Origin of the sequence: Methylobacterium sp. WL103, assembly GCF_008039885.1 — a bacterium.
GTDB lineage: Bacteria > Pseudomonadota > Alphaproteobacteria > Rhizobiales > Beijerinckiaceae > Methylobacterium > Methylobacterium cerastii.
Window position 1 is genome coordinate 1 of sequence record NZ_VRUX01000003.1, and the last position, 24,418, is coordinate 24,418.

General features: G+C 67.2%; 21 protein-coding genes, 1 pseudogene and 2 riboswitches. Of the genes and pseudogenes, 10 read left to right on the plus strand and 12 right to left on the minus strand.

The window, feature by feature from the left end; genetic code table 11:
- The coding region (locus FV222_RS00410) for an integrase core domain-containing protein (protein ID WP_147812585.1) at positions 1-359 on the plus strand (359 nt) is incomplete at its 5' end.
- 34 nt (positions 360-393) lie between these two features.
- On the opposite strand, the pseudogene FV222_RS00415 reads toward FV222_RS00410, so the two are convergent.
- Positions 394-732 (minus strand): annotated as a pseudogene (locus FV222_RS00415) (NAD-dependent epimerase/dehydratase family protein); the annotation flags it as partial.
- A 336-nt stretch (positions 733-1,068) separates the two neighbouring features.
- Between FV222_RS00415 and FV222_RS00420 the strand changes: the two are divergent.
- Positions 1,069-3,375, plus strand: a complete 2,307-nt coding sequence (locus tag FV222_RS00420; protein WP_246685249.1) for an ATP-binding protein — start codon at positions 1,069-1,071, stop codon at positions 3,373-3,375.
- A gap of 188 nt (positions 3,376-3,563) precedes the next feature.
- On the opposite strand, the gene FV222_RS00425 is transcribed toward FV222_RS00420, so the two are convergent.
- Positions 3,564-4,490, minus strand: a complete 927-nt coding sequence (locus FV222_RS00425; RefSeq protein WP_147812586.1) for an MBL fold metallo-hydrolase — start codon at positions 4,488-4,490, stop codon at positions 3,564-3,566.
- Positions 4,491-4,894: 404 nt separating this feature from the next.
- On the opposite strand from FV222_RS00425, the gene FV222_RS00430 reads away from it, so the two are divergent.
- The 5 genes from FV222_RS00430 to FV222_RS00450 all read left to right on the plus strand — a co-directional run bounded on the left by FV222_RS00430 (position 4,895) and on the right by FV222_RS00450 (position 10,527).
- Positions 4,895-5,851 carry a GlxA family transcriptional regulator gene (locus tag FV222_RS00430; protein WP_147812587.1) on the plus strand — a complete coding sequence of 319 codons (957 nt, stop codon included), beginning with the start codon at positions 4,895-4,897 and terminating at the stop codon, positions 5,849-5,851.
- A 103-nt stretch (positions 5,852-5,954) separates the two neighbouring features.
- A complete protein-coding gene (locus FV222_RS00435; protein ID WP_147812588.1) occupies positions 5,955-6,401 on the plus strand; it encodes a (2Fe-2S)-binding protein in 447 nt (148 codons plus the stop codon).
- 10 nt (positions 6,402-6,411) lie between these two features.
- On the plus strand, positions 6,412-8,634 hold the full coding sequence (locus FV222_RS00440; RefSeq protein WP_147812589.1) for a molybdopterin cofactor-binding domain-containing protein: 2,223 nt from the start codon (positions 6,412-6,414) through the stop codon (positions 8,632-8,634).
- Between the two features lie 13 nt (positions 8,635-8,647).
- Positions 8,648-9,442 (plus strand): SDR family oxidoreductase, encoded by a 795-nt coding sequence (locus tag FV222_RS00445; RefSeq protein WP_147812590.1) that lies wholly within the window; start codon positions 8,648-8,650, stop codon positions 9,440-9,442.
- Between the two features lie 41 nt (positions 9,443-9,483).
- Entirely contained in the window at positions 9,484-10,527 is a 1,044-nt protein-coding gene (locus FV222_RS00450; protein ID WP_147812591.1) for an SLAC1 anion channel family protein, read from the plus strand.
- A gap of 194 nt (positions 10,528-10,721) precedes the next feature.
- Here the strand turns inward: FV222_RS00450 and FV222_RS00455 are convergent, their stop codons facing one another.
- The 10 genes from FV222_RS00455 to FV222_RS00500 all read right to left on the minus strand — a co-directional run bounded on the left by FV222_RS00455 (position 10,722) and on the right by FV222_RS00500 (position 22,611).
- Positions 10,722-11,903 carry a heparan-alpha-glucosaminide N-acetyltransferase domain-containing protein gene (locus FV222_RS00455; RefSeq protein ID WP_147812592.1) on the minus strand — a complete coding sequence of 394 codons (1,182 nt, stop codon included), beginning with the start codon at positions 11,901-11,903 and terminating at the stop codon, positions 10,722-10,724.
- A complete protein-coding gene (locus FV222_RS00460; protein WP_246685250.1) occupies positions 11,903-14,011 on the minus strand; it encodes a TonB-dependent siderophore receptor in 2,109 nt (702 codons plus the stop codon). The genes FV222_RS00455 and FV222_RS00460 overlap by 1 nt, the downstream gene beginning before the upstream one ends.
- 109 nt (positions 14,012-14,120) lie before the next feature.
- A riboswitch (cobalamin riboswitch) is annotated at positions 14,121-14,320 on the minus strand.
- Positions 14,321-14,416: 96 nt separating this feature from the next.
- Entirely contained in the window at positions 14,417-14,911 is a 495-nt protein-coding gene (locus FV222_RS00465; protein WP_147812593.1) for an AAA family ATPase, read from the minus strand.
- Between the two features lie 50 nt (positions 14,912-14,961).
- A complete protein-coding gene (locus tag FV222_RS00470) occupies positions 14,962-15,924 on the minus strand; it encodes a hypothetical protein (protein ID WP_147812594.1) in 963 nt (320 codons plus the stop codon).
- The gene (locus FV222_RS00475; protein WP_147812595.1) at positions 15,899-16,717 is read right to left on the minus strand and encodes an ABC transporter ATP-binding protein; all 819 of its coding nucleotides are present in this window, start codon (positions 16,715-16,717) and stop codon (positions 15,899-15,901) included. The genes FV222_RS00470 and FV222_RS00475 overlap by 26 nt, the downstream gene beginning before the upstream one ends.
- Positions 16,714-17,748 carry an iron ABC transporter permease gene (locus FV222_RS00480; protein WP_147812596.1) on the minus strand — a complete coding sequence of 345 codons (1,035 nt, stop codon included), beginning with the start codon at positions 17,746-17,748 and terminating at the stop codon, positions 16,714-16,716. Before FV222_RS00480 ends, FV222_RS00475 begins: the two co-directional genes overlap by 4 nt.
- A complete protein-coding gene (locus FV222_RS00485) occupies positions 17,745-18,530 on the minus strand; it encodes an ABC transporter substrate-binding protein (protein WP_246685253.1) in 786 nt (261 codons plus the stop codon). Before FV222_RS00485 ends, FV222_RS00480 begins: the two co-directional genes overlap by 4 nt.
- Positions 18,531-18,613: 83 nt before the next feature.
- The gene (locus FV222_RS00490) at positions 18,614-20,593 is read right to left on the minus strand and encodes a TonB-dependent receptor (RefSeq protein ID WP_246685251.1); all 1,980 of its coding nucleotides are present in this window, start codon (positions 20,591-20,593) and stop codon (positions 18,614-18,616) included.
- 120 nt (positions 20,594-20,713) lie between these two features.
- A riboswitch (cobalamin riboswitch) is annotated at positions 20,714-20,926 on the minus strand.
- Positions 20,927-21,230: 304 nt separating this feature from the next.
- Complete coding sequence (locus FV222_RS00495) at positions 21,231-21,443, minus strand: DUF4287 domain-containing protein (RefSeq protein ID WP_147812598.1); 213 nt, start codon at positions 21,441-21,443, stop codon at positions 21,231-21,233.
- 253 nt (positions 21,444-21,696) lie between these two features.
- Positions 21,697-22,611 (minus strand): LysR family transcriptional regulator, encoded by a 915-nt coding sequence (locus tag FV222_RS00500; protein WP_147812599.1) that lies wholly within the window; start codon positions 22,609-22,611, stop codon positions 21,697-21,699.
- A 124-nt stretch (positions 22,612-22,735) separates the two neighbouring features.
- On the opposite strand from FV222_RS00500, the gene FV222_RS00505 reads away from it, so the two are divergent.
- From FV222_RS00505 to FV222_RS00515, 3 genes are read left to right on the plus strand one after another with little or no spacing between them, the layout of a single operon-like run.
- Positions 22,736-23,446 carry an SDR family oxidoreductase gene (locus tag FV222_RS00505; RefSeq protein WP_147812600.1) on the plus strand — a complete coding sequence of 237 codons (711 nt, stop codon included), beginning with the start codon at positions 22,736-22,738 and terminating at the stop codon, positions 23,444-23,446.
- A 10-nt stretch (positions 23,447-23,456) separates the two neighbouring features.
- Positions 23,457-23,858: a VOC family protein gene (locus tag FV222_RS00510; protein WP_147752588.1), complete on the plus strand. Its 402-nt coding sequence runs from the start codon at positions 23,457-23,459 to the stop codon at positions 23,856-23,858.
- Complete coding sequence (locus tag FV222_RS00515; protein ID WP_018042912.1) at positions 23,855-24,385, plus strand: ester cyclase; 531 nt, start codon at positions 23,855-23,857, stop codon at positions 24,383-24,385. Before FV222_RS00510 ends, FV222_RS00515 begins: the two co-directional genes overlap by 4 nt.
- Positions 24,386-24,418 lie beyond the last annotated feature (33 nt).

Sequence of the window (24,418 nt, forward strand, 5' to 3'; positions counted from 1 at the left end):
CGGATAACGGCCCGGAGTTCGTTGCGAAGGCCCTCCAAGCTTGGATCACCGGCGTCGGAGCAAAGACGGCCTACATTACGCCAGGCTCACCGTGGGAGAACGGCTACGTCGAAAGCTTCAACGCGCGTCTTCGCGACGAACTCCTGAACGGCGAGATCTTCTACACACTCAGGGAAGCGCAGGTCGTCATCGAAAGCTGGCGACGTCACTACAACGGCGTGCGCCCGCATGCCTCTCTGGGATACCGACCGCCGGCCCCGGAGGTGTTCATGCCAGCCTTCTCCGCTTGGCCGGCTGCGCTTGCCAGACCAGCTCCGCCGGCCAAGCTATCCGTGGCGGAGCGGCCCACCGTGCACTAACTTTACCCTTGGACCACCTCGTGGGGGCCGATCAGGCGAGCTTGGCGCGGAAGTAGCCGCTGTCGAGCAGGAGCTCGGTGCCGACCACCGAGAGCGCGACGTGGTGAGACACGCCGGCATCCTTCTCGGCCGCGGCGAGGTTCCGTCCGGCGCGGACGAAGAAGTCCATTGCCGCCTCGTCGGCGAACGATGGCGAGTTGGCGACATCGACCACCACGGCGGCCCCCTTCAACGCTACTGCGAGCCCCTCGCCCGTGACGGCGTTGACGCCGGTGTTCGGCGAGGCCGCAAGGGCCTCATGGCCGGCGGCCTTTAGAGTGGCGACGACCTGCGAGCCGATCAGCCCCGTGCCGCCGATGACGACGATCTTCATGTGACGCTCCGTCCTGTGTCCGGTCCCGGTGGGGACGTTCGAAAACAAGACGAGAGCGGTCCCATCCAGTGTGACATCGGCTCCGATGATAATTGGTCCGAGCGGAGGCCAGACGCCCCTACGGCCAGGAATATCCGTTCCGCCGTGTCACGTCCGCTCTTCGACCCTCGTCATGCAGGGAGCATCGCGAGGAACGACGATCATGACGCCCTCCATCGAGAGGCCGAGGCGAGACCGAAGCCGCCAGCTCGCTAGGCGAAAGACGAAGGGTTGAAGCCTCCCCGTCCGCTCCGATGGCAGTTCCTGACCCTCTTCGTCGGCCTGCTGGTCCCAATCTTGCTGTTCGTCGGTGTCCTGCTCTGGCGCTTCGCCGCGTCCGAACGCACGCAGGTCGAACAGGACGTGCAGATCCGAGCCCACGGCTTATCCGTGGCGTTCGACCGCGAGATCCATGGTGTGCTCACGACACTTCAGGCGCTCGCGACCTCACCGAGCCTCGCAGCTCACGACCTGCCGGCCTTCTACGCCCAGATGCAGGAGATCACCCGCCTGCAGGGGATCAACATCAACCTCCGGCGTATCGACGGGACTGCCGCGTTGACGACCCGAGCGCCGCTCGGAACCGCCGCACCTGTGCCCCTGGCCCTTGCGGAGATCGACGGAGAGGTTTTGCGAACGGGCGTCGCGGTGGTCAGCAACGTCTTCCTGACCTCGGTCTCGAAGCAGCCCGTCTTCCAGATCGTCGGCGCCCCTATCCGCATCGGCGAAACGCCGACCTATCTCCTCGCGGCGAGCCTCGACATCGACCACCTCGTGGCAACGACGCGCCGAGAGGATCTCCCGGCCGGTTGGATCGGGTCGTTGGTGGATCGCAACGGAATCGTCGCAGTCCGCACCGAGCGGCAGGAGGACTTCGTCGGCAAGCTGACCTCGTCCGATTTTCGCACTCACACGGTCGACGACGCTGGACGGTATTACGGCCGCAACCGGGTCGGACAGGATGTCCTGGTTGGCTACGGCAAGTCGAAGCTGACGGGTTGGACCGCGGCGGTCGTGGTCGACAGGGAGCTTGCCGAGGCCCCGCTGCAACGTTCGATGATGATCCTCCTCGGGATGGGGCTCGTGCTCGGCCTGCCTGTCGTGGGCATCGCGTTCGGGGCCGGTCAACGGGTGGACCGTGCGATGCGTCGCCTCGGGGACGGCGCAGAAGCGATAGGCCAGGGGAGCCAAGTCGAGGCCATCGTGACCCCCATCCTGGAGGTGAACCGGATCGGGGCGGCGCTTGCGACGGCGGCGCTTCAATTGCAGGCACGGACACGCGAGCGCGAGGTCGCCGAGCTCGCCTTGCGCGACCTCAACCTGGCGCTGGAAGACCGAGTCGCCGCGCGCACGCAGGAACTCGACGACGCGAACCGCGCGCTCATTGGCGAGATGCAGAGCCGTGAGACGGCCGAGGCCCAACTACGGCAGTTGCAGAAGATGGAGGCCGTCGGCCAGCTCACCGGCGGCATCGCGCACGACTTCAACAACATGCTCGCCATCGTGATCGGCAGCCTCAACCTGATCCGCAAGCGCATGGCACGTGGCGAGAGCGACATCGAGCGCTTCATCGATGTCGCCACGGATGGTGCGAACCGCGCAGCCTCGCTGACCCAACGCCTGCTGGCTTTCTCGCGCCAACAGCCGCTCGCGCCGGAGCCTATCGATGCCAACAAGCTCGTATCCGGGATGTCGGAGATCCTGCGCCGCACGCTCGGCGGGGGCATCGCGTTGGAGACCGTGCTTGCCGGCGGCCTATGGCGCACCCATGCCGATGTGAGCCAATTAGAGAATGCCATCCTCAACCTAGCCGTAAACGCGCGGGACGCCATGCCGGATACCGACACCGGAAGCGGCCGCCTGACCATCGAGACGGCCAACGCCCACCTCGACGAGGCCTATGCCAGGACCGTGGAGATCTCACCCGGTCAGTACGTCCTGGTGGCCGTGACCGACTCGGGAACCGGCATGTCGCCGGACGTTCTGGCCAAGGTGTTCGATCCGTTTTTCACCACCAAGCCGGTCGGCAAGGGAACAGGATTAGGCCTGTCGCAGGTCTACGGTTTCGTGCGGCAATCGAGGGGACACGCACGGATCTATTCGGAGCCCGGGCAGGGCACGAGCGTGAAGCTCTACCTGCCGCGCTTCTATGGCGAGGGCGAAGCTGCCGGATCCCCTCAGGATGTTCGGCGCACGGCTGTCCTGCCCCTCGGATGCCGACGCGAGATCGTCCTCGTGGTCGAGGACGAGGAGGCCCTGCGCCTGCTCAGTGTCGAGGCCTTGCGCGAACTCGGCTACAGCGTGCGCCACGCCGAGAGCGGTGTCGCCGCATTGCGTATCCTAGACTCCCAGCCCGACATCGCGTTGTTGTTCACTGACATCGTCATGGCCGACATGAATGGGCGTCGACTGGCCGAGGAGGCGCTCCGGCGGCGTCCGGAACTCAAGGTGCTTTACACGACGGGGTTCACGCGCAATGCCGTGGTGCATAATGGCGTGCTCGATCACGGCACGCATTTCCTGCCGAAGCCCTTCACCCTGCAGCAGCTGGCGAGCAAGGTGCGCGGCGTACTCGATCATGTACCGAGACAGGTCGATGCGTGATCGATGCCGGCACGTACCGACGGGCATCGTTGTGGTCCCGCCACTGCAGGCACGGCGGTCATTACCGAGGGGTTCACTGCGGCGCCTCCCGCATCACGTTTGGGAAGTCCTTGCGGCGCGGTTCGGTCGGCAACGCCGTAGGTTCTGCCCCGACGCTGCCGCTGATTTGGTCCCTGCTGGAGGCGTGGTCAGTAATCCCAGAACACCGGCACCCAACGGAAGGCGTCGCCATCGGCGGCGACCCGGCCGACGGACGGGAACGGCAGGTGCGTGGCCACTAACTGTTCCCTGGTCCCGGCTAATTCCCGGAGAAGACGGATCCGAACGCGGGCTGCCTCCTCGGGGTCGTGCTCGAAACCGTTGTGCCAGTTGGGCTGGTCGAAGCCTACCGGAAAGATGGCGTCGCCGGCGAACGTAAGCCGCTCTCCGCCGGATGTCAGGCGGACCACGCTGTGCCCGGGGGTGTGGCCTCCGGTGCGATGGACGACCACCCCCGGCGCGACCTCATGCGCATCCTCGAAGGTTCGCAGATGGCTGCTGTATGCCTCCGAGAACCGTTTGGCGGTGGATCGCAGGGCGTCCGGGAAGCCCGCCGGCATCGAGGTGCGGGAGAAATCGGGTGCTTCCCAGAACGCGACCTCGGCGGCCGCCACGTGGATCCGCAGATCCGGCCGCAACTGTTCCTTCACCCCGTCGATGAGGAGCCCGCCGATATGGTCCATGTGCATGTGCGTCAGCACCAGGTCGGTCACGGACGCCAGATTGATTCCGCCCGCTTCCAGACGTTTGACCAGCTGGCCGGCTCGCGGCAGATCCAGGTTCGGATCCAACCCGAGCCCGGCATCGATGAGGATGGTCTGCTCGCCGCTCTGCACCAGAACGGCATTCAGCGGCCAGTCGAATGCGTCCGGCGCTAGGAACATGTCGTCCAGCCATTCCGCCCGAAGCGCTGGGTCCGCATTGTGAGCGAGCATCGCCGTCGGAAGGGGCAAGACCCCATCGCTGACGACCAGCACGTCGATCTCGCCGATGCGCACCGCGTATCGTGACGGCACCAATTCCTCCGAACTTGGACGCGCTCGGTGAGGATCTCTCGTATCGGTTTGGCCGGTCATTGAAGTGTCCATGGTCGCCCCTTGATCGGGAAGCGCGGACATCCGGCTCACCAGGGTCCGGAAACGCGCGCCTCCACACACGGACGAGACCGGGTCCGCGAATGTGACATGTGCTGTCAGGGATCGAGACCGGTAAATGACCGCTTCGGTCGAAACGCCCTCAAGGATACGGTCTCCCTTCCACTCCTTTTGGCCGTGGCGCAGAAGGGTGGGTCGCGACCCACCCTTGCCGCTTAAGGCAATTCGCGGCGCGCCTGAAAGCGGTCGTTCAGCCAATGAGCGGCGTGCATCTGGCGAATTTAATCTCGGACGAATATGCCTCGTTTTCGGCCGTTCCGCTTGTACTGGTTCATTGGCGGCCTGATGTGGAACTCAGGCCCGGTTAGAGGGTAAGGGGGGCCGCGATGGCTGACGTCCGCCGCATCGGCCTCGTGCTTTGCCCAGAATTCGATTTCATGGGCTTGGCTACCACCTCGCCCTTTGCTGTCGCCAACAGATACGTAACTGACTCGACCTATGACATCCGTGTCCTGTCGGAGGCCGGTGGCCTACTTCGCTCGGGGTGCGGCCCCGCCGTCGAGACCGAGCGGTTGAGCGATCCGTCCGCCTTCGACACAATTATCGTCGCCGCAGGGATCAGCCTTCCCGAGCCGAGTTCGGATCTCTTCGTTTATCTGCAAGAGGCGGCTCGCTCCACGCGCCGCTTGGCCGGCCTCTGCCTCGGTGCGTTTGCCCTGGCCGATGCCGGCTTGTTAAGCGGGCGGCGCGCTACGACGCACTGGCGCTATGCGCCTCAATTCCGCGCGCGCCATCCCGACTGCCATCTCGACATCGATAAGATCTATGTCGCGGACGGCAATATCTGGACGTCCGCTGGCATGGCGGCGGGCATCGATCTCGCTGTCGGCATGGTTGAGCGCGACCACGGCCGGCAAGTCGCCCGTACTGTGGCACGAGGCCTCGTCATGGAGCGCCGCCGGGCCGGGGGCCAGGCCCAGCATTCGGCCCTGCTCGATTTCGACGCGCCGAGCGACCGGATACAAAGTGTTCTCGCCTATGCGCGGCAGAACCTGCAGCGTCCGTTGATCACGGAGGATCTCGCGGCGGTCGCCTGCCTCAGTCCGCGTCAGTTCGCACGGGCTTTCCGAGCCGAAACGGGGGTCTCGCCGGCCAAGGCGGTCGAGGTGATGCGCGTCGAGGCCGCCAAGCACATGCTGGAGCAAAGCCGCCTACCCATTGAGGAGATCGCCGACGCTGCCGGCTTCGCCAGCCGCGAGCGGATGCGCCGGGCGTTCCTGCGCGTTCAGGGAGAAGTCCCACGGGCAATCCGTCGGGCGGCTGGACCGCTCGCGGTCGTCTGACCGCCCCGCATGTCCGAAAACGAGGCAATTATGACGTAGTGGGTGCGGAGACCTCTGCGTAAGCATGGCCGTGGGGCCTACTTACTCTCAGGGATTCGTTGCGATGGTCAGCCTGACGATCAACGGTCGCCAATATGCAGTCGACGCCGAGCCCGATACTCCGTTGCTCTTCGTCCTGCGCGACACGCTCGGCCTGACTGGCACGAAATACGGCTGCGGCATCGCTCAGTGCGGGGCCTGCACGGTGCATCTCGACGGTCAGGCGACGCGGTCATGCCAAGTGCCGCTGGAGAGCGTCGGCACCCAGACCGTTACCACCATCGAGGCGATCGAGCAGGACGAGGTAGGCCGGAAGGTTGTCGAGGCTTGGGTCGCATTGCAGGTGCCGCAATGCGGCTATTGCCAGTCCGGTCAGGTCATGGCCGCCACTGCCTTGCTGAAGCAGACGCCGCACCCGACCGAAGGCGACATCGCCGACGCGATGACGAACCTTTGCCGGTGCGGAACCTACAATGCCATCGCTGCCGCCGTACGGCAGGCTGCTGCATAAGGAGCAAGCCATGATCCCGCTTCTTCGCCCAGCAGCCCCGTCCCGCCGCCGCTTTCTCGCGGGTGCCAGTGGCGCCCTCGTCCTTAGCGCCCTCCTGCCAGCGCGCTTAGCTCGGGCCGAGGCCCAAGGTCCTGCCGAGGGTGCCGGTGCCCTGGCGCCTAAGCCAGGGACGCGGGTGGTTGCCTTCCTGGAGATCCACCCGGACGGTACCATCAGGCTGCTCAGCCCCTTCGTAGAGGGTGGTCAGGGCATCGCCACCGGTATGGCCCAGATCGTCGGCGAGGAACTCGACGTGCCGCCCTCCCGCTTCGTTGTGGAATGCGCTCCGCCCGGCCCGGACTACGCCGTCGTGAACGGCATCCGCATGACCGGCGGCAGCTTCTCGACCCGGTCAAGCTACGAGACCATGCGCCGCCTCGGCGCCACCGCTCGTGACCTGATGATCCGGGCGGCGGCGGCCAAACTCAAGGTGCAAGACGGCGAACTTACCACCCGCGACGGGGTGGTGATGCACGCGGCCTCGAACCGCTCGCTGTCCTACGGTGATCTCGCAGCCGACGCCCTGAAGCTCAAGCCGAACGAGTCCGTGCCCCTGCGCGACCCGGCGACGTTCCGCTACATCCGCCAACCGGTCCCCCGCCTCGACGTGCGGGACAAGTCCACGGGCCGCGCCGTCTACGCCATCGATCAGAAGGTCGAGGGCATGCTCTACGCCGCCGTGCAGCACGCGCCGCGCCTTGGCACGGAACCAAAGGGCCTCGCCAACGAGGCGGAGGTCAGGGCCATGCCAGGCGTGCACTCAGTCCACCGCCTGCCGGGCGCGGTGGCGGTTGCCGCCGACAGCTGGTGGCGTGCGCGCAAGGCTGTCGAGGCGCTGAAGGTCGAGTGGACGGCGCCGAAGGCGAGCGGCCTCGATACCGTCGCGGCCGACTTCTCGTCCGAGATCATGCTCGCGGCTCTCAAGGCGTCCGCCGATCCGGGCCAAGTGGCCGAAGAGAAGGGCGACGTTGCCGCCGCCTTCGCCAAGGCCACCAAGGTGGTGGAGGCCGATTACGAGGCGCCTTATCTCGCACATGCCCAGTTGGAGCCGCCCTCGGCCATTGCACGCTTTGACGGCGACGGGACCCTCGACGTCTGGCTCCCGAACCAGATGCCAGAGGTATTCCAGACCGTGTCAGCGAAGGTTGCCGGACTGCAGCCTGCACAGGTCCGCATCCACTCGCCGATGCTTGGCGGCTTCTTCGGCCGGCATTTTTTCTACGAAGCCAGCAATCCGTTCCCGCAAGCGATCCTGCTCGCCAAGGCCACTGGGCGCCCCGTGAAGGTGCTGTGGTCGCGGGAGGAGGAGTTCGCCCGCGACGCCGTGCGCCCTCTGAGCTTCAGCCGCTTCCGCGCGGCCATCGATCCGGCGGGGCAGCCGACGGCGCTTGAAGTGCGAACGGTGGGGGAAGGTCCGATCGGCCGCTACTTCAGCATGATGATGCAGACGCCCGTCGATCCTTCAGCGGTCGAGGGCATCGTCGAGAAGCCCTACGCCGTGCCCAACCGGCGCATGACCTTCACGAAGGTTGCGCATCCGGTGAACATCGCCTTCTGGCGCTCGGTCGGGCACTCGATGAACGACGCGTTCTACGAGAGCTTCCTCGACGAGGTCGCCCAGGCCGGCGGGCAGGATCCGTTCGCGCTGCGCATGGCGCTCCTCCAGGGTAATGCACGGCATCGGACGCTGCTTTCGACGGTGGCCGAGATGTCAGGCGGCTGGCAGCGCGGCCCCTATCGTGGCGAGGGTGGGATGCGCGCTCGCGGCCTCGCCATGGCTTCGCCCTTCGGATCTGAGACGGCGACCATCGCGGAAGTCTCGGTGGAGGGCGGGGAAGCCCGCGTCCACAACCTCTGGATCGCGTTCGATCCCGGCAGCATCGTCAACCCGGCCATCGTCAAGGCGCAGGTAGAATCCGCGGCGGCGCTCGGCCTGTCTTCGGTTCTGTTCGAGCAGATCGTCTACCGGGACGGCGTGCGGCAATCGCAGAACTACGACACCTATCCAGTCCTGCGCCGCGAGCACATGCCGAAGGTCCACGTCAGTATCGTTGAGAGCGGCGCGCCGATGGGCGGGGTCGGCGAGCCGGGTCTGCCGGGCGTGCCGCCTGCCGTCCTCAACGCAATCGCGGCGCTTACCGGCCAGCGGGTCCGCGCGCTACCGGTCGCCAAAACCAAGCTCTCCAGCGTCTGATAAGGATACCTTGATGACCCAACACATTGGGACGGCGCTCGTGACGGGCGCGTCCTCGGGAATCGGCGCGGCTTACGCCGACCAGTTGGCTGCCCGAGGCCATGACCTTATTCTCGTTGCCCGCGACAAGGCCCGGCTGCGAGCGGCGGCGGAGCGTCTCGGCCGAGAGGCCGGCGTGACTTTGGAGGTCATGTCGGCCGACCTGACCCAACCGGAGGATCTTGCCTCAGTCCGGGACCGCATCGCCACGGATGCCGCCCTAAGCGTCTTGGTGAACTGCGCCGGCCTCGGGCCGCTCGGCCCCGCCCTAGACAGCCCCGCCAGCCTCTATGACGGGATGCTCGACCTCAACGTCAGGGCGCTGCAGACCCTCTCCCTCGCGGCGGCGAAGGCTTTCGGCGAGCGGGGAGCGGGCACAGTGATCAATGTCTCCTCCGCGGTCGCCATCGTCCCAGAGCGCTTCAACGCCCCCTATGCGGCGAGCAAGGCCTTCGTTCTGGCACTGACGCAGGGGCTCGGAGCTGAACTCGCCGGCAAGGGCGTGCGGTTCCAGGCGGTGCTGCCCGGCGTCACCCGAACCAACTTTTTTGAACGGACGGGCGCAGATATCGGGCAGATTCCGCCCGAGATGATCATGGAGGCGAGTGACCTCGTGGCGGCAGCCCTAGCCGGCCTCGATGCGGGCGAGACCGTTACGATTCCCTCGCTCCCCGATCTCGGTGATTGGCAAGCTCTCGAAGCCGCCCGGTTCCGACTTGGTCCCAACCTCTCCCGCAGCATGCCGGCCTCCCGCTATGGTCTCGGCTAACGCGCGAAGAATTCGATGCCTCGTCGAATAGGAGTTCGTCCATGCTGCAGGTCGTCGATAGCGAGCCGAGCGAAGCCGCGCTGACCGCCCATCGTGACCCGGACCAGCCCCCTCTGCCGGGAGGCTGGCGGCAGATCGAGTCATTGCCGGTCGGCCTGTTCGCGGCGGTGATGGGCCTGACGGGACTGAGCGTCGCGTGGCGGCTCGCCCATGCGCGATATGGCGTGCCGTCCTGGGTCGGGGAGGCCATCGCGCTGATAGCCTCAACGGCCTTCCTCGCTATTGCGGCGGGCTATGCCGCCAAGGCCGTCATCGCGCGTGAGGCCGTGCGGGCGGAGTTCCGCCACCCCATCGCCGGCAACCTGTTCGGCACGCCGCTCATCAGCCTGCTCCTGCTGCCGATCCCTTTGGCGCCCTTCAGCCTCACGCTGGCGCGCGCGCTGTGGATCGCCGGCGCCATCGGCATGACGCTGTTCGCGTGGCTGATCGTGACGCGCTGGCTAAGCGATCGGCAGCAGGCGGCGCATGCGACGCCGGCCTGGATCGTACCGGTGGTCGGCCTGCTCGATGTACCCCTGGCCCTTCCGGGGCTCGGTCTGCCGCCGATGCAGGGAGTGATGATCTTCGGGCTGGCAGTGGGGCTGTTCTTCGCCATGCCTCTGTTCACGCTGATCCTGTCCCGCCTCCTGTTCGAGGCGCCGCTGCCCGCAGCCTTGCAGCCATCGCTCCTGATCCTCGTGGCACCCTTCGCGGTCGGCTTCTCGGCCTATGTTGCCACGACGGGCGCAATCGATCTCTTCGCTAAGTCGCTGTTCGCTGTCGCACTGTTCCTGCTCGCCGTGCTGCTGCCGAAGCTTGCCCGGTTCGGACGCGCCTGCCCTTTCCGCGTCTCCTGGTGGGGCGTGAGCTTCCCGCTCGCCGCAGCAGCGGTCGCGGCTCTGCGCGTCGCGGCGGCGGAGCCCGCTCCGGCGACCGATGTCCTCGCCCTGGTCCTGCTCGGGCTGGCCACGCTAGTCATCGGCTGGCTGCTTGTCCGAACCCTGATCGGCTTAGCTCGTGGAGAGCTACGGACACTGACGCTGTGACGGCCAATTGCCGAACTCCCGTTGCTCATCCGATGTCGGCTCTCATAACTCCTCATCAAAAAGCAGACTGACAGAAATCCACCCAACTCGGTAGTTGGCCTCTGCCTTGACACTCTGGGAGCGGACGTTCCGAGGGTCGGCAAGAAGCCAGGAGTGGGCCCGGGGAACGGGTTCCATCCGTCAGATTTCCTCCACTAGAGATACCTGAGCCATGCGATCTCGCGCCGGGATGCCTTGAAACGCGAGAACCAGGCCGTCGGCCAGTAGAGGGGCACGACCAGCCCGACGTACCAGACCAGCACCCAGCCATAGCTCGCGACGCCGAACACGCTGCCCTGCGTCGGCCCCCAGATGGCGGCGGCACCGTGATACAGGAGCCGCAGGATCGTCAGGTGGAGCAAGTAGAAGAACATCGGCGCACCGCCGAACACCGCCAAGCCCGAGACGATCGAAGCGTCACGCATCCGTTCAAGGGCAACCAGGAGCAGCGCCCCGATCCCGAGCGTCAGCAGCAGGAACAACAACGAGGGGGGATACTTCGTCAGCGCGAGGAAGCTCAAACTTGTCCGAAGCGCGTCGCCCTCGACCACGAACCAGGGCTTGTCGCCGTAGCCGTTCGCCAGACGCAGGACCATGAAAGCGACGAGCATCCCGCAGCCGAGGGCCATAAACCGGCGCTCGCGGGTGTGCGTGGCGACTTTGGGCAGAAACCACGGGCCGACCGCGTAGCCGAGCACGATCACGCCAATCCACGGGAGGACGGGATAGGTCGTCTTGGCGACCAGCCCGAACGGCAGCGCGATGACGTCACGCTGGTGCAGCATCGCCCAGACCGCAAAAAACGGTTGGTCAGGCTGGAGGTGGATCGGGTCGAGGAGGTTGTGGCCACAGACGATCAGCAGTCCGACCGCGAGGAGGACCGTGCGTGGCAGACCGATCAGCACCGCCAGGACGGTCATGCAGACGCCTATGCACCAGATCACCTGTAGCCAGAGCGTTGGGCTGGCCACGCCCCAGTACAGTTCCGACAGGTAGAGGACCTCCAGTGCCATCAGAACAAGGCCACGCTTCAGCAGGTAGGCCCGCGTCTCCGACAGCGTGTGCCTCGTGCCGAACAGGAAGGCTGCCACACCGGTCAGCGCGATGAAGATGGGTGCGCACAGGCTGACGACGAGCCGTGCCAGGGCCACCGCCGGCAGGGCGGTCCGGGCATCGACCGGGTCGGCCACGGGCACGTGGAGGAACCAGGTCTCGCGCAGGTGGTCGAGGAGCATCAGCACCATCACCAGCCCTCGCAGGGCATCGATCGAGGCGATGCGGCTGGACACGGCCGGTGCGCAGGCCGACGCCTCAGGTTTTCCCGGACGCTCGCCCATCAGAACCGCGCCGTCATGCTGACGGTGACCCGCCGCGGCTCGCCGACGCCGACCCAGAAGGTGTTGTAGGAGCGCTCGTAATAGGTCTCGTCGAAAATGTTGTCGACGTTCAGCCCGAAGCGCAGGTTCTCGTAGCGGTAGTAGGCCAGCGCGTCCGTCAAGACGTAGCCCGGCAAGCGGAAGCTCTCGACGCCGCTGTCGCCGAGCCGCGAGCCGATGGCGCGGAACCCGCCGCCGATCCCAAAACCCTTCCAGTCGCCCGCCTGGACCTCGTAGATGCCGAGCAGCGAGCCGCTGTGGCGTGGAATGTTGAGCAGCGGTGATCCGACCCTTAGCACCTCGTCGCGGGTGACCGCCGCGTCGATGAAGGCGTATCCGCCAATCACCCGGAACTCGGGCGTGACCTGCCCAACCAGGCTGACGTCGAAGCCCTGGCTGCGCACCGCCCCGGCGGCGATCTGGAAGAAGAAGTCTGCCGGGTCGGTGGTGAGTACGTTCTCCTTCTCGATGTGGAAGGCGGCGGCCGTCACGCTGAGGCCGTCGAACAGGTCGAGCTTGGTCCCGACCTCGTAGGCGAACCCGGTCTCGGGCGCGAAGGGCCGGGACGCGCTGTCGAAGCCGGTGTTGGGGCGGAACGAGGCGGCGACGTTGCCGTAGAGCGCCAGGAACGACAGCGGCTGGTAGACGAGACCGGCCCGCGGCGAGAAGCCGGTGCGGTCCTGCTCGGTCCGTTCGTTCGCGACCTTGTCGCGGAAGGTCTGGTTGTAGAAGTCGGTGCGGTTGCCCAGCAGCAGCTTCCATTCCGGGCTGAGAGCGATCTGGTCCTGGAGGTAGACCGCCGTGTTGCCGACGTTCTCGCTGGCGCTGTAGCGGCGCGTGAACGGAGGCTTGGCCTGCCCGTAGACCAGGTTGAACAGGTCGATGGCGAAGGGGTCGAGACGCGGGGTCGAGCGCAGGAGGTTCTCGGTGCTGTTGTAGCGCTCGTGCTCCAGGCCGAGCAGCAGGGTGTGGGCGATGGGCCCGGTCTCGAAGCGCCCGACGAGTTCGGCCTGGCCGATGGCGACGCCCCAGGTGAAGTCGTGCTGGCGGAACTCGCGCAAGAGCGTGCGCCCGTCGTCGAGGATCCCGGTCGCGCCGGTCTGCAGGCCGGTGAGGCTTCCGGTGTTGAGGTGCGTGGCGACCCGCAAATGCCAGTCGGTGTTGAAGGCGTGCTCCAGCCGCACCTGCAGCAGCGCGCTCTCGGACACGGAATCGTCGCCCGGCTCGCCGAAGAAGCGTGAGCGCGGGACGAGGCCGAGGCGGTTGTTCACCGCGACGGTGCCGCGGTCGAAGGTCTGGCGGTTGCGCAGGTACTGCGCCTCGAACGTGATCTTGGTGTCGGGGGTGACCTGCCAGCTCACCACCGGCGCCAGGAGCACCCGGTCGCCGTCGACGAAATCTCGAAAGCTGTCCTGGCGGGCGAGCGCGCCGTTGAAGCGATAGAGCACGCTGCCGTCCTCGCTCAGCGCACCGCCGGCATCGACCGTGGTGCGGGCGGTGCCGAAGCTGCCGAACAGCGTGCCCATCTCGACGAAGGGGCGCGCTACGGGCTGCTTGGTGAGGATGTTGACGGTGCCCCCCGGATCGCTGCGTCCGTAGAGGGCTCCGGCCGGGCCCTTCAGGACCTCGATGGACTGGACGTTCTGGGTGTCGGGGGCGCCGTTGTAGCCGCGGGCGATGTTGAACCCATTCTGGAAAATGTCCTGGGTTGCGAAGCCGCGCACCGAGTACAGGGCGAGGTTCTGGGCGCCAAAATCGTTCTGTTTGCCGACCCCGGGCACGTAGTCGAGGGCGCGCTCGACCCGGGTCGCGGCGGTGTCGACCAGAACCTCCCGGGGCACCACGTCGACCTGCTGCGGCAGGTCGCGACGCGGCGTCACCGTCTTGGTGCCGCTGTAGAGGTCCGGCACCCGGTAGGTCGGCGTGGCGGTGAGGGTCCCCTCGACCGAGAGCGCGTCGAGCACCACGGCGGTCTCCTCAGAGCGCGCCCCCTGGGCTGCGACGGCGGTGGGGATCGCGCAGGACAAGGCCAGCACGGACATCAGCGGGATGGACGGTGAACGGGACACGTTGATGGGCCTCGGGCGACGGCAGTGGCACGTCACCGCGAACGAGGCCGAACCACGCGCAACGCGCATGCTTCCGCACCCGCCGGGGCACCCCGCCCAGCGTGTCTCGCGTGTGACCACGACTGACGGCAGGTCTCCTGGCTCGCGGGTCACTGCCCTTCACCGTCTTCCCGAGCGAGGCCGCTCAGTGACGTCAGTGGCGAAGGGCTCGCCGCTTACAGTTGCGGGGGCAGCCACGGCGTTGGGGCTACCCCCGCACCGCGTTCCCTTTTGATCCTCCGGGGAGGAACCGTCACGGCCGAGGTACCATGCCGACGCCCATGCCCGTCAACGGACCAAATGCAATGCACGAGGGGTTATGCCCTGCCGGCAACACTTGGGAAGACGGATCGCTCACTCCGTCCGTCAGGTCAGGACCTCGACCTGCTCCGGCGGCAAGCTACGCCACCAAGCGTCCGGGGATTGGAAAACCTCGTAGGTGAACCGGAGGACCTCATCCGGCTGGCGATGCGACGGGTCCACGCGACCGCGCTCCGCGTTGCGGGACTTGAGGACCTCCCACGGCACGTCGAACACTTTCCACTCCACAGTGAGCCCGTGTCCGGCGACGATCCCGAGCTCGCGCTCGAACACGGGTCTGGTGAGATGGGTGTCCGCCATCACCACGCTGAAGCCGTTCGTCAGGGCGGCATCCAGGGCTGCTTCCTTGACCCGGTGCAGGACTTCCCGGGCCGCATCGTCATGTGAGCCCTGCCTGAGTTCCCAGTAGACCTGTCGGTGCGGCGGCCAGAGGGTCTGCCGGAAGTCGTCGAGGGTGAGGTGAACCCAGCCGTCGAGAGGGTCGAAGCGGCGGGCGTAGGTCGTCTTCCCCGCGCCCGGGCAGCCGATCAGGCCGATCACCCTCTGGGGTGCTCCCGGACCATTCCTGCCGGGCACCGTCCGGGTCACGGTCAGGCCGTCGCCTCCGCATCCTCGTCGTCGCTCGCCGAGCCCTCGATGATCTCGCCGCGCAGGTAACGAGCCTGGGCCTCAGCGATGCGGCGTGCGCCCTGGGCGTGGCGGGTCGACACCGTGCCGCTGGGTGCCTCGGGCCCGCCGCGCTTGATCGCCACGAGTTCCGGATCACCCCAATGGTCGAGCATCGCCTGGAACGCTTCGTAGCGGCCGGTATCGAAGGCGATGCGGTCGCCCATCATGTCCTTGTAGGGATGGGCTGGGTGCAGGCCGGCGCAGGGGACCCAGCCCGCCGGGATTGGCGTCGTGGCGGCATGGGTCCGACCGCTGCGCAGGAGCTTGGGCAGCACGTGCGTGTGCGGACCCTCGGGGCTGGTGCCGCCGGACCCGGGGATCGGGGCATAGACCTCGACGCGTCCGACCCGCGCCAGGAACACCCGGTGCGGGCTCATGGCGACGAGATGCGGCCCGATGGGGTTGGCGTGGTCGAACAACGGCATGCCGACGCCGGCGCGCAGCCGCTCGACGGCCTCCGGATCGCGCACCCGCACGCAGGCATCCACGGCGAGAAGGCCGAGACCGAGGTCGAACAGGATGCCGTCGCGATCCTCGACCCGGGCGGCATTCCGGTCGGGCCCGAGTTCCGTCACCACGGTCCTGCGGTTCATCGCGCATGTCGCTTCCGGCAGGCAAAGCGCGACCGCGTGGTTCCAGCCCGAGGCGACCGCGGTCTCGTAGGCGATTGGCCTCAGGTCGGAACTCGGGGTCAAGGCGATGGCCCCGCGCGCGGTCGCAAGTCCCAGGCGATCGTCAGGGAGGGCCAGGACAGGCTCGTCCGGATCGCGCATGAACTCCGCGATGGCACCGAAGCTGCCGAGGCTCCAGGCCGTGGTCGGATCGGCCAGTGCACCGTGCAGAAGGGCGACGGTGGCATCAGGGCTGTTTGGGGAAGGCTGCATCGATGTCCTCCGGATGTGGCCCTGAACGGCTCCAGGGCAGGATATAGGCGGTTCCGTCCGGTCCGGCCCCACGGCAGGCCGTGACGCCGAACGCATCGGCGAGCAGCTGGTCCGTCAGGGCGACGTCCGGGCGTCCGTCGGCGACGAGGCGTCCCGCACCCAGAACCACGATCCGGTCGCAGAACCGGGCCGCGAGGGAGAGGTCGTGCAGGACGGCGACGACGCCGGTGCCGGCCATGGCCACGCTCCGCAACAGCGTCATGGCGTCGAGCTGATGGGCCGGGTCGAGAGCGGTGATCGGTTCATCGGCCAAAAGCCACTCCGCTTCGACGGCGAGCGCCCGCGCCAGCAAGACGCGCATCCGCTCGCCCGAGGACAGGGTCGGTTCGGTCCGCCCGGCGAAGCGCGCGACGTCGGTCCGTGCCATCGCTCGGTTTATTGCGGCATGATCGGTGCCATCGAGGCCACCGAACGGGCGTCGATGCGGCAGCCTGCCGAGGGCGACGAGGTCACGCACCTGCATCGGCCAACCGGCCCCCGCGCCCTGGAAAAGGACCGCGATGCGCTTGGCGCGCGTATCGCGGGAGATGCCCTTGAGCGGCATACCGTCGAGATCCACGCGGCCCTTGGTCGGTGCGACCAAGCCTGCCAGGGAGCGCAGGAGGGTGGTCTTGCCGGCGCCGTTCGGGCCGACCAGACCGACGAGGACCCCGCGTTCCAGGGACAGGGTGACATCCGACAGGATGGCACGCCCGCCGAGGCGGACATCGAGGGCTGCGGTCGCGAGGCTCATGCGCCGCGCCCTCGCTCACGCAGGAGGAGCACGATCAGGAACGGTGCCCCAACGAGCGCAGTCACCACACCGAGCTTGAGTTCCGGGCGCGTCGCCAGGAGACGAACGCCCAAGTCCGCGGCAAGCACCAGGGCGGCCCCGGCGAGGCCACTCGGCCACAGGCTGGCACCAGGGCGTGCGCCGACCAGCGGTCGCACGAGGTGGGGCACCACGAGGCCGACGAAGCCGATGGCGCCGCTGACGGCCACGCCGCTGCCCACGGCCAGCGCTGCGCCGGTGACGAGGCGTAGGCGAACCGAGACCAGATGGAAGCCGAGGCTCGCGGCCGTGTCCTCGCCCAGCGTCAGGGCATCGAGCGCGCGGCCGGTGGACAGCATCAGGCCCCAGCCGACCGCCATCAACGGCAGGCATAGCCAGACATGGTCCATGCTGCGGTCCGCGAGCGACCCCATCAGCCAGAACACGATCTCCAGGGCCGCGTAGGGGTTGGGCGACAGGTTGAGCGCCAGCGCCGTCATGGCGCCGGCGAGGCTCGACAGGGCGACGCCGGCGAGGATCAATCCCAGCGTGGTGCCGCCCCTTGCGGCGACGAGGTTCAGGGCAAGCGCCGCCACGGCGGCGCCGGCGATCCCGCCGAGCGGGAGGGCGAGGCTAAGCGAGGCTGCGAAGCCGCCATAGAAAACCACCACGGCCCCAAGGGCCGCAGCCGAGGAGATGCCGAGGATGCCGGGATCGGCGAGCGGGTTGCGCAGGTAGCCCTGCATCGCCGCTCCGGTGAGCCCAAGGCTGAAGCCGACAAGGCTGCCGAGCAAGGCACGAGGTAGGCGCAGTTCCCAAAGCACCAGCGCCGGGAGGGTCGCCCGTCCGGCGATGAGGTCGCCGGCCGCCGCCAGGACGTCGAAGGGGGCATACCCGACCGTGATGGACGCGACCGTCAGGACGAGCACAAGCAGGCCGAGTATCCAGACGACCGCGCGGGGTCCGACGACCGCGCGGTCGACCCGCATGGGAGGCGGGAGGGGAGCGTTCATCGTGCCGCTCGTTGGTGTGCCGCCGCAGCGAGCAAGGCCACGACCTCGGCGACCTGCGGACCTGGACAGGTCCAGAGCCGGTTCGGAATCGAGACGGTACGCCCCTGCCGGCGCAGCGCGTCGAGGACGGGATGATGCAGCAGGGCATCGGCCAGCGACGGCGCGCCGGGCTCCCCCTCGTCGAGGACGATGAGGTCGGCGTCGGCCAAGGCCACCGCTTCCAGCGGGACCTGCCCGAACCGGTCGCGACCGAGTTCGGCGGCGACGTTGGCGAGGCCAGCGGCACGGATCACCGCGTCGCCGAGGCTGCCGGGTGCCACCGTGAAGGCGTTCGGACGCATCACGAGGGCCCGCAAGGGTTTGGCCGCCGGCATCACCTCGGCCAGCCGCGCGTCGAGGTCCGCGACCATCGCCTCGCCGCGCGCCGGGTGCCCGAGGGCCGCGGCGACGGTCCGGATCTGGGCCCGCACCCCCTCGAAGTCGTTGGGTACGCCGAGTTCGAGAAGGGGGAAGCCGACGCGCTTGAGCAGGCCCACCGTGGTCCGTGTCGTGAAGGCGCCGGCGACGACGAGGTCGGGCCGCAGGGCGACGATCTCCTCCGACAGGCCGCGTGTCACCGCGATGCCCATGGCCTCCCGCGCGACGGTCGAGCCGCGTGGGTCATGGGCGAGGTAGGTCACGGCGGCGACCTGATCGCGGTCGGCAAGCCGAAGTACGAGCTCGTCCGCGCAGAGGTTCATCGAGACGACATGCCGGGGTCCCCCGGATGCCGGGGCGGCCATCCCAGCGGCAATCGACCAGATTTGGCTGACCGCCAGCATCACCGTCAGGACCGCGAAGCCTGACCGTCGTGCCATCGGCGGTCTCAAAACGCAGTCAGGCGGACGCCGCCATACACGGCGAGGCCTGCCCCGAGGAAGCCGGTGGGGTTCTCGTAGCGGCGGTCGAACAGGTTATCGACCCGCCCAAACACGCTCACCGTCTCGCTGACGTCGTAGTTCACCGCGAGGTTGACCAGGGTAAAGCCCGGGTTCTTGAGCCGGGCGACCGAGAAGTCGCGGTTGCCGTCGACGAAGTGGCCGAGCACGATCACGGTCCCGCTGACGGTCAGGCCCGGGAGGGGGGTCCAAAAGGCTGTCGCGCTGCCCTTGTGGCGGGGCCGTCGCAGGAGCTCCTGGTGGGTGATCTCGTTCTTGGTCACCGTGTTGGTGTAGTCGACCCGGCCCGTAAGGGTATCGGAGAACCGGACAGCGACGAAGGCTTCCGCCCCGTACGATTCGGCCCGGCCGACGTTCTCGTTCGAGGTGAACGTCGCGTTCGAGGTGATGAGGTTCTTGAAGTCGTTGGCGTAGTAGGTCGCGCCGACGAGGACGCGGTCCCCCAGGGGCTGCTCGATGCCGGCGTCGTAGCCGAGGCTCTCCTCCGGCCTGAGGTTCGGGTTGGCGAAGAAGTTCGAGGCCGGGAAGCTCTGGAACAGCTGGCTCAGGGTCGGCGCCTTGAAGCTGGTGCCGACGCTGCCTTTGATCCGGGTCTCGGTGAAGGGCAGGATGTAGCTCGGGGCGACGCGGAAGGTGGTGGCCGGCCCGAAGGCGTCGTTCTCGTCGTGGCGGATGTTGGCGATGAGTGAGGCCCGCTCGAAGGGCGTCAGCTGCACCTGCCCGTAGCCGGCCGTATTGCCGTTCCTCGCCCGCAGATTGCCGGCCCCGAACGGGCTCGGGTCGATGGTCGACAGGCTCTCGTCATCGCGCTGCGCGCCGAACAGGATCAGGTTCCCGGGCGAGAGCTGGTAGTCGCCGCGGTACTCGTAGCGCGTGCGCTCGCCCAGGCCCGTCGTCGCGTCCGGCGTGGCAAGGGGGTCGAGGGGGCCCTGCTGTCTATTGAACAGGTTCGAGTAGTTGATCGCGAAGAGGTTGTGGAACCCAGCGAACGGTGTCCACTCGGCCTCGTTGCGGGTGAAGACCTGCTGCACGTCGGCGGCACTCCGGAACGCCGCCGGGAAGGCAGGGAAGGTGCTGTAATCGGTTCCCGAAAATAGGAGACGGGAATTAATGAAGCGCGTCACCGAGTTGATGCGGAAGGTGTCGGTGAACTGATAGCCGAACTTCGCCGAGACGGTCTCGTTGTCGTAAAAATTCGGATGGATCGCCCGGCCGAGCGGGACGAGGTTCGGCGGCGTCACCGGCGTCGCGGCCGCACGGAAGTGCTGGATCGAGACCGAATAGTCGAAGCCATCCTCCGACCCGCTGATCCTGCCGCCTTGGTTGAAGGTCCCGAACGAGCCGCCCTCGATCCGCGCGGTGGCCCTGGCCGGTCCCTCGCCACGCTTCGTAGTGAAGGAGATCGCGCCTCCGATGGCGTCGCTGCCGTAGAGCCCGCTTTGGGGACCCCTGAGCACCTCGATGCGGGAGAGGTCGTCGGTCAGGAGTTGCCCGAAGTCGAAGGACCCGTTCGGGTTCGACGGGTCGGTCGCGTCGATGCCGTCGATGAGCACCTTCACGTGGTTCGAGTTCGAGCCGCGAATGAACACCGAGGTCTGACCGCCCGGGCCTCCGGTCTGCACGACGTTGAGGCCCGGCACCTGCTGTAGGGCATCCGGGACGGTGCGGCGCTGCTGGGCCTCCAGCGTGGCGGCGGTGAGTACGGTGACGCTCGATCCGATCTGGTCGACCGGGGTCGGAACGCCGGTGGCTGAGACGGAAAGCTCGGAGAGCGAGACAGCCGCCTCGGCCCCGCGCGGGACATCGGCGAAGGGGGCCGCGGTCTGCTGCGCGAGCACGGGACTTGGAAGGGCGGCGCAGGCGAGCGCAAGCGTGCGCAGGCACGCCGATCGGGAGGGGAAGGACACGGGACAAGCCTCGGGCGACGTCTGTGGCACGTCACCGCGAACGAAGCCTGGGCGCATGCCTGTCGTGAGGACAGCCGGGCGCCTCGACACCCATCAGGACACCCCGCCCGATGCGTTTCGCGTGTGACCACGACTGACGGCAGGTCTCCTGGCTCGCGGGTCACCGCCCTCTCATCGTCTTCCCAGGCCCAAAGACCCAGTGACGTGTTGATGATGGGCTCGCCGCTTACAGTTGCGGGGGCAGCCGCGGCTTCGAGGAGGCCCTTTCGGACCTCATCCTCACCGCGTTCCCTTTTGATCCTCCGGGGAGGAACCGTCGGGGACAAGGAGCGCGATCAAAGCGTCCGCCGTCAATGGCACGCAAAGGCTTTCCGACGATGTGTGCCTGGAAGGGTACAGGTCAGCACTTACGGAGGTTTGCCTCGGTGCTATGCAGCGTCCGCTTTTTCAAAAATTCGGGCTGAAAGCAGACCGTCACTTAACCACACGACCCGGCCGTAGAGCGGACGGACGGGTCCCGACCCAACCCAGCCTCTCAGACCGCCGCCGGCACTTTTCCAAAGCTGCCATTCGTCAGGCGTGAGGCAACTACCGCTCGGAGTGGAGAGCAGCCACTCCCGGCTTGCTGTAAGGTTGCCTACCCTTTTCCCGCGGACAGCACGTGGGCAACGATGGCGTTGGCGTGGCCATGTCCCATCCCGTGCTCGCCCTTCAACATTGACACGAGGTCCATGTGCTTTGCGGGAAGCCGATCGCGGACAAGCTGCTTCCATTCGTTGATGGGGCGGCCGTACTTTTTCTCGATGGACGGGAAGTACGAAGCTGGCCCTTTGACGGGTTCGGTGGACACAGGTGGCCGTCCTTCTAGCTCATTGGTAGGCGCCAGCTTCGAGGCAAATCGTACGGGCTGCAACTCACCGGACAGCACCATGAGTGGACCCGCATCCGCAATGGTGGAAAGCCGACGTAGCTGTTCGATTGCTCGGTGGCAGCGCATCTGGGACGCCTCGGTGCCCGTACGGTGCATGGGTGGCTCAGGTCAGGCTCGTCCGCAGAGGACGTGGCCCCTGCCTTACTGAAGACGTCGGAGGCTTGATGGTCACTTAGGTCGGCATGACTGCCGATGCGTTCCCAGGATCCGCCAGTTCGACGACCATCGCATCGATGAACACCCTCGCTCTGGTCGACATCGTTTGGGCGGACGCGAACAGGGCGTAGACCGGCGACGGCGCGCTCGCATAGTCCGGGAGCACCCTTTCCAGCCGGTTCGCGGCGAGGTCGGTTGAGAGGTCCAGGGCGGACTTCAGCATGATGCCTGCCCCCGCAAGAGCCCAATCGTGCACCGCGTCGCCGCTGTCCGAGCGAAGGCGCATCCTGAGACGGAATTCCGTCTCGACGCCTCCCGGACCAAGCAAGCGCCACGGCATCGTCGCATCCCCGTAGCTCAAGCCTTCCAGGCCGACGACGTCTTCAGGCTTCGACGGGCGTCCATGCCGGTCGAGGTAGTCGGGCGCCGCGACCAGGATACGCCGGTTGTCGGCTAGCCGACGCATGATCATCGTGCTGTCGCGTGGGGGCCCGATGCGGATTGCCACCTCGATGCGCTCGCCGATGAGGTCGGTAACGCGGTCGTCGAGCCTGAGGTCGACGTCAAGCCGGGGATGCCGTGCCGCGAGGCGGCCCAGGACCGGTGCGACGTGCCGCCGCCCGAACGAGACCGGCGCGCCGACCCGCAGCAATCCCATCGGCTCGTCACGCCCGGTCGCGAGGCGCTCCTCGGCGGATTCGATGGCGTCCAGCGCCCGTTCCACCTGAACGAGCAGGGTCTGGCCCTCGTCCGTTATCGACAGGCTCCGCGTGGAGCGTTGGATCAATCTTACACCGGCCCTGCGTTCGAGCGTCGTCAAGCGCTTGCTCACGACAGCCAGCCCGACTCCGAGATCGCGCGCCGCCGCCGTCAGGCTGCCGAGCGCCGCGATGCGACGGAAGGTGCGTAACTCGTTCAGATCGTCGAGCATCGATCCTCAACCCTCTTTCAAGAATGAATCAACTGTAACCTAGCTTATCAGCCGAAAAGCAAGAGTTAGGTTGTGGTGACGAACGGGGTCGCTTCCCCGGCGCAACTTAGAGGAGACTGATGCCATGCCTCTGGACCTGAACGGACGGACGGTCCTCGTCGTCGGCGCTGCCGGCGGAATTGGTTCGGCGACAACGCAGCTTTTCGCGCGGAGCGGTGCCCGGGTCGTCGCGGCGGGCCTTCCGGGCGCGAAGCTCGACGACGCCGCGCGAGCCGCAGATGCGGAGGCGACCGTGCTCGATTTCGCCAGGCAAGCCGAAGTCGAAGCCTTCTTCGGCGGCAGGAAGCCTTTCGACCACATCGTCGTCGCCGCAGCTTCCACGAAAACCGGCTCGGTGGCCGAGCTTCCTTTCGAGGACGCCAGGTCGGCGATGGATTCGAAGTTCTGGGGTGCCTACCGTGTCGCCCGGTCGGCGCGGATCGTCGACGGCGGATCCCTGACCTTCGTCTCGGGCTACCTCAGTCACCGTCCTAGTCCCACCGCCGTCCTGCAGGGGGCGATCAACGCCGCGCTTGATGCCCTTTCGCGCGGCCTGGCCTTGGAGCGGGCGCCGGTCCGGTTCAACACGGTGTCGCCGGGGCTCGTGGATACGCCGCTCTATGCGCGGATGGATAAGGCCGACCGGCAGGCGATGTTCGAGCGCCGCGCTGCGCAGCTGCCTGCACGCCGGATCGGGCATCCCGACGACATCGCCCAGGCCATCCTGTTCGTGGCCACGAACCCCTATGCCACCGGCTCGACCGTCACCGTCGACGGCGGCGGCACCATCGCGTGAAGGGCCGCCGATGCGCCTCGACCACGCCACGCTCCGCACCCGCGACCTGGATGGCCACCGTCGCTTCTTCACGGATGTCTTCGACCTGAGCGAGGGCTTCCGCCCGGCCTTCGGCTTTCCCGGGCACTGGCTCTACGCGGACGGGGAACCAATCGTGCACCTCATTCCAGCGCGAGCCGGCGTGCCAGTTCCGGACGGGTCGGCCGAGTGCATCGACCACGTCGCCTTCCTCCGCGACGACCATGACGCCTTCCGCCGGCGCCTCGACGACCGTGGCATCCCCTACAGCCGGATGGAGCTCCCCGAGATCGGCGAACGCCGCATCTTCCTGCACGCCCCGGGCGGCACGCTGATCGAGGTCGCCTTCCGCGACAGTGAACCGACAGAAATGAGCCAGGAGCTCAACCGATGATCCCGTCGCTTCGTTTCGCCACCATGGCCGTCGTGCTGGCGACCACCCCCGCCGCCGCAGAGACGCTCGTCTCGCCAGGCGTGCTTGTCGTCGATCCCGGCCAAGCGTCGCAACAGCGCGAGGCCGTGGTGCTGGCAGCCCGGCGATACGCCACTTTCTGGAACACCGGCGACCCGGCCTACGCCCGGGCGGCGCTGTCCGAGGACTTTGTGGACGAGACGCCGCCGCCCGGGCGGGTGCAAGGTCCGACCGGACCGCTCCTGGCCTCGGAAGGTTTTCGAAAGGCTGTTCCGGACCTCACCTGCGAGGTCGAACAGATGATCGTGGCGGGCGACCGGGCCGTGCTGCACCTGCGTTTGCGCGGTCATTTCACCGGCACATTCGAGGGTCGCCAGGGCCGGGGCGAGCCGGTGGCGTTCATCGCCACCGATATCTACCGCGTCGTTGACGGTCGCATCGCAGCCAACTGGCACATCGAGGACAACCTTACCCTGCTTCGGCAGCTTGGCACCGTTCCATCTCCATAAGCCTAAGCGCCACCTCGCCAGGACTGCAGACCA